Genomic DNA, 4,974 nt, shown 5'->3' with positions numbered 1-4,974 from the left:
GTCCGATCTGTGGACATGGCTACCCCCGCTCCTGGCGCGTCCGCGCCGTCGTGGGGTTCAACGACCGGAGGCCCGCGGACGACGCTGCCCTGGTGGCGGGGGCGGCGCGCCGGTGGGCCGGACGCGGCCTCAGGCGCCGCGGCGGGGCAGGGGCAGGTGGCCGGGGAGCAGCACCGAGGTGAGCCTGACCCCGGCCGCCCGTAACGCCCCGATGAGCGCGTTCTGCACCAGGTACGAGTCGGGCAGCTGCCAGCGGGCCTGCTCCGGCGCGACGACCCAGCGGACGGTGCCCTCGGGCAGCCGGGTGGGCGGCGCCGGGATCCAGGAGCCGGGCCCGTGCCGGACCACGTGGAAGCAGTGGTCCAGCTCCGGACGCAGCGGGTCGCCCGGCCGGACCAGGAACATCCACCGTCCGGTGGGCGTCGCCAGCACCGGGCCGCGGACGCCCGTCCCGGCCGGGTGGCTCCGGACGACGTCGAGGACGTGCCGCCCCAGGTGCGCCGGAACCTCCAGCACGTCGAAGGTCCGGCCGGTGGCCAGCAGGACGCCGTGCGGCCGGTCGCGCCACCACGTCGCGACCCGGGCCGGGTCGGCGCTCGCCGCGCGCTCCCAGTTCTCCAGCGCGGGATGACAGCCGACCGTCGGACAGCCGGGCCGGCCGCAGACGAAGCGGCTACGGGCCAGGCACGCGCCCGGTGTCACCTCCCACCCGTGCATCGCGTAGCGGACGGCCACCCGGCGCAGTCGCACCCGCTCCAGCGACGGCAGGTTGGCCACGCGTGGTCCGACATTCCCCCACATGTGTGTCATCTCCCTCCGGCGACCCGGCCGGCGCCCGGGTCGCATGTCGAGCACCGTCACTGCCGTAACCCGCGATCGTTGAGTTGACGAACGGCTGATGCAACTTGCACGAAAGCTATGAGGACTGGCTGTACGGCCGACGTACAGGCTGTGCGACCAGGTAAAACCTGAAGAGCACGGATCACCGCGCCCGCGGAGACCCTCCGGTGCACCATCCGGAGTGGACGGCAGGGGGAGGGATGGGGAGATGGACGAGTTACCCATTGGGCGGCGGGTGGCCTACTGGCGGGGGCGACGCAAGATGTCGCAGCAGGTCTTCGCGGACCGGTTGGGCAAGTCGAAGAGCTGGGTGGACAAGGTCGAGCGCGGCGTGCGCCGGCTCGACAAGTTCTCGGTCGTCTACGAGATCGCCGACATTCTCCAGATGGACGTGCAGCTGCTGCTCGGCAAGGACCCCGAGCGGCGTACCGACGCGTTGAACTGCATCGACCAGGTCGAGGTGCAGGAGATCCGCGCCGCCCTGGAGCGGTACGACTCGATGAGCGCGTACTTCGACGCGGCGCCGTACCCGCCGCCGCTGACCGACATGCGCAAGGCCGTGACGCACGCCTGGCTGACCTACCAGTACGGCCGGTACGGCATGCTCACGCGCGCGCTGCCGAAGCTGCTGCGCGACGCCCAGGCGGCGGACGCCGGCTACGGCGGCGACGACGCGCGCGAGGCCGCCCACCTGCTGGGGCAGGTCTACCAGATCGCCTCCTCGGTGCTGCGGAAGCTGGGGGAGTGCGAGCTGGCCTGGCTCGCCGCCGACCGGTCGATGGCGGTCTGCCAGCGCGCAGACGACCCGCTGCTGGCCGGCATCGCCACGACCCGGGTGTGCAACGCGCTGGCGGCGATGGGCCGCGCCCGTCCGGCCCTGGAGCTGAACGTCACCATCGCCAACCGGCTCACCCCGGGCGGGGGCAACGACGCGACACCGGAGCGCCTCTCCGTCTACGGGATGCTGCTGCTGCAGGGCGCGATGGCCGCCGCCCGGATCGGCGATTCCGCCACCGTAGACGACCTGCTCAACGGCGCCCAGGAGGCGGCCACGCTGCTCGGGGCGGACGAGAACCACTACTGGACGTCGTTCGGTCCCACCAACGTGGAGCTGCACCGGGCCGCCGCGGCGGTCGAGCTGGGCGACGGCGGCCGGGCGGTGGAGATCCACCAGCAGCGGATCCCGGAGCCGGCTTTCAACGCGCTGCTACCCGAGCGGCGGGCCCACCACCTGCTCGACATCGCCCGGGGCTTCGCCCAGGTCGGGGACGTGGCCAACGCCGGCGAGATGCTGCTGCGCGGCGACCGGCTGGCGCCGTCGGAGATCCGGTGCCGTCCGATCGCCCACGAGGTGATGTCCGACATCCTCCGTCGCACACGTGGTGCGCCGCCTTCTCCGATCGCGGAGTTGGCTGGGCACATGGGAGTAGGGGTATGAGCGCGGAGTCGGCCTGATGACCGGGCCGCGCCGCAACAGCGGGCACCTGCCGGTGCTCTACGTCATCGCCTGCGGTTCGCCGCTGGCACGCCATGTGGGTCGGCTCGTGGAGCTGGCCCAGGAGGACGGTTGGGACGTCTGTGTCGTCACCACGCCCGACGGCGCCAAGTTCGTCGACCGGGCCGCGGTGGCCCGGCAGACCGGACATCCGGTACGCACGCACTACAAGAACCCGGGTGACCTGGACGTGCTGCCACCGGCCGACGCGATGATCGTCTGCCCGGCCACGGTCAACACGGTGAACAAGTGGGCCGCGGGGATCACCGACACGCTCGCCCTCGGCCTGCTCGTGGAGGGGCAGGGGCTGGGCGTTCCGCTGGTGGCGGTGCCGTACACGAATACCGCGATGGCCCGCCACCCGGCGTTCCGGGCCGGCCTGGCCCGGCTGGCGGAGTGGGGGGTGACCGTGCTCTTCGGGGACGACGTCGTCCCGCTGCACCCGCCGGGCACGGGGGAGCGGCACCAGCACGAGTTCCCGTGGGGCCTGCCCCTGGCCGCGGTGCGGGACCGGCACTGCCGGGCCGCCGCCTGACGCCGGAACCCGCCACCCGGCGTCGGCCACCGCCGTCGGCTCCGGGTGGCGCGGCCCCGGGACGTCCCCGGCGACGGTAAGCTGGCCCGCCGTGAGCACACCCGCAGTTCCGCCGACCGTCACCGACGTGGTGGGCGAGCTGGAGCGGCGCTACCCGCCGTCCTGGGCCGAGGAGTGGGACCGGGTGGGACTGGTGCTCGGCGAGCCGAGCGCCCCCGTACGTCGGGTGCTCCTGGTGGTCGACGTGGTGCCGGAGACCGTGGCGGAGGCGATCGCGGCAGGCGCCGACATGATCGTCGCGCACCACCCGTTGCTGCTGCGCGGGGTGTCCTCGGTCGCCCCGACGACGTTCAAGGGGCGGATCGTCCACCAGCTGATCAAGGCCGACGTGGCGCTGTACGTGGCGCACACCAACGCCGACGTGGCCGACCCGGGCGTCTCCGACGCGCTCGCCGCCCGGTTCGGGCTGACCGGGCTGCGCCCGCTGCACCGGCCCGCGCCCGGCTCTCCCGCACACGGCGCCGGGCGGGGCATCGGCCGGATCGGTGAGCTGCCCGAGCCGATGACCCTCGCCGAGCTGACCCGGCACGCCGCCGCGGTGCTGCCCGTCACGGCCTGGGGAGTTCGCGCCGCGGGTGACCCCCGGCGTATGGTTCGTACCCTCGCCGTCAGCGGCGGCTCGGGGGACAGCTTCCTCACCGACGCGACCGCCGCCGGGGTGGACGCCTTCCTCACCGCCGACCTGCGCCACCATCCCGCCGGCGAGCACCTCGCCGCCGGCGGCCCCGCCCTGCTCGACGCCGCCCACTGGGCGACCGAACGACCGTGGCTGGACGACCTGGCCGCGCTCCTGCGGGAGTCGCCGGGCGTCGAGACGCTGGTGTCCGACCTGGACACCGACCCGTGGACCGTACACGCCGCCCCACCCGCGGCGGACGAGAAGGAGCCCCGACCGTGAAGGCTGACCCGAAGGTCCAACGCCGGCTGCTCGATCTGGCGGCGATCGACACCGCCCTCGCCCAGCTCGCCCACCGCCGGCGCGCGCTGCCCGAGCGGGCGGAGCTGGAGGCGCTGGCCCGGGAGCTGTCCGCGTTGGAGGACGAGCGGGTCCGCGCCCAGGTCGCCGTCGACGACCTGGACCGGGACATCGCCCGGCTGGAGAAGGACATCGACCAGGTCCGCGCCCGCAAGACCAAGGACGAGAACCGGCTGGCGTCCGGCAGCGGCCCGGCCCGCGAGCTGGAGGCGCTCCAGCACGAGCTGGTCTCCCTCAACCGTCGCCAGGGCGACCTGGAGGACGCCGAGCTGGAGCTGATGGAGCAGCGGGAGACCGCCCAGTCCGTGCTCGACGGGGTGGAGCAGCGGATCGCCGCCGCCCGGGAGAAGCGGGCCACCGTCGAGCAGCGCCGCGACGAGGCGCTGGCCGAGATCGCGAAGGAGGAGGAGTTCAAGCGGGGCGCCCGGGGGCCGCTCGCCGCGGACCTCCCGAGCGACCTGGTGACCCTCTACGACCGGATCCGCGAGGACAGCGGGCTGGGTGCGGCCCTGCTCACCGGGGCCCGCTGCGGCGGTTGCCGCCTGGACCTCTCCGGCGCCGACCTGGCCCGGATCCGCAAGGCGGACCCGGACGAGGTGGTCCGCTGCGAGGAGTGCCGGCGGATCATGGTCCGCACCAACGAGTCCGGTCTGTAGCCGATGGCACCGCGCGTGGTGGTCGTCGAGGCCGACGGCGGGAGCCGGGGCAACCCCGGCCCGGCCGGCTACGGCGCGGTCGTACGTGACGCGGACACCGGCGAGGTGCTGGCCGAGCGGTCCGAGTCGATCGGTCGGGCCACCAACAACGTGGCGGAGTACCGGGGGCTGATCGCCGGCCTGGAGGCCGCCGCCGAGCTGGGCGCCACCGAGGTGGAGGCCCGGATGGACTCGAAGCTGGTGGTCGAGCAGATGTGCGGCCGCTGGCAGATCAAGCACCCCGGCCTGCGCCCGCTCGCCGCGCAGGCGGCCGGGCTGATCGGGTGGTGCGCACCCGGCACGGCGACGCGATGGCGCTCACCGAGTTCCTCCGTACCCGGGTGGTGGAGGTGGGGGTGCACGGCCTGGACGT

6 protein-coding genes are annotated in these 4,974 nt (G+C 74.0%); 5 read left to right on the top strand and 1 reads right to left on the bottom strand.

Annotation, left to right across the window (positions count from 1 at the left end; genetic code table 11):
• Positions 1-129 precede the first annotated feature (129 nt).
• Positions 130-810, bottom strand: coding sequence for a bifunctional DNA primase/polymerase (locus AB0I76_RS22310; RefSeq protein ID WP_357038628.1), 681 nt, complete (start codon positions 808-810; stop codon positions 130-132).
• Positions 811-1,048: 238 nt separating this feature from the next.
• On the opposite strand from AB0I76_RS22310, the gene AB0I76_RS22305 reads away from it, so the two are divergent.
• The 5 genes from AB0I76_RS22305 to AB0I76_RS22285 form a co-directional block, all read left to right on the top strand.
• A complete protein-coding gene (locus AB0I76_RS22305; RefSeq protein ID WP_357038625.1) occupies positions 1,049-2,278 on the top strand; it encodes a helix-turn-helix domain-containing protein in 1,230 nt (409 codons plus the stop codon).
• Between the two features lie 16 nt (positions 2,279-2,294).
• A complete protein-coding gene (locus AB0I76_RS22300; protein ID WP_357038622.1) occupies positions 2,295-2,870 on the top strand; it encodes a flavoprotein in 576 nt (191 codons plus the stop codon).
• Between the two features lie 127 nt (positions 2,871-2,997).
• Entirely contained in the window at positions 2,998-3,828 is an 831-nt protein-coding gene (locus AB0I76_RS22295) for a Nif3-like dinuclear metal center hexameric protein (RefSeq protein WP_357038631.1), read from the top strand.
• On the top strand, positions 3,825-4,562 hold the full coding sequence (locus tag AB0I76_RS22290) for a C4-type zinc ribbon domain-containing protein (RefSeq protein WP_357038619.1): 738 nt from the start codon (positions 3,825-3,827) through the stop codon (positions 4,560-4,562). The genes AB0I76_RS22295 and AB0I76_RS22290 overlap by 4 nt, the downstream gene beginning before the upstream one ends.
• Positions 4,563-4,565: 3 nt before the next feature.
• Positions 4,566-4,974: reverse transcriptase-like protein (locus tag AB0I76_RS22285; RefSeq protein ID WP_357038616.1), on the top strand; the 409-nt coding region annotated here is incomplete at its 3' end.

Origin of the sequence: Micromonospora sp. NPDC049799 (genome assembly GCF_040656655.1) — a bacterium.
In the GTDB taxonomy this organism is placed as follows: Bacteria; Actinomycetota; Actinomycetes; order Mycobacteriales; family Micromonosporaceae; genus Micromonospora.
Note: the sequence above shows the minus strand (reverse complement) of the source record. Positions and strands in the feature narration are given on the sequence as shown.

Coding starts and splice junctions, on each gene's coding strand:
- AB0I76_RS22310 (WP_357038628.1), bottom strand. CDS start 810: ATGACACACATGTGGGGGAATGTCGGACCACGCGTGGCCAACCTGCCG.
- AB0I76_RS22305 (WP_357038625.1), top strand. CDS start 1,049: ATGGACGAGTTACCCATTGGGCGGCGGGTGGCCTACTGGCGGGGGCGA.
- AB0I76_RS22300 (WP_357038622.1), top strand. CDS start 2,295: ATGACCGGGCCGCGCCGCAACAGCGGGCACCTGCCGGTGCTCTACGTC.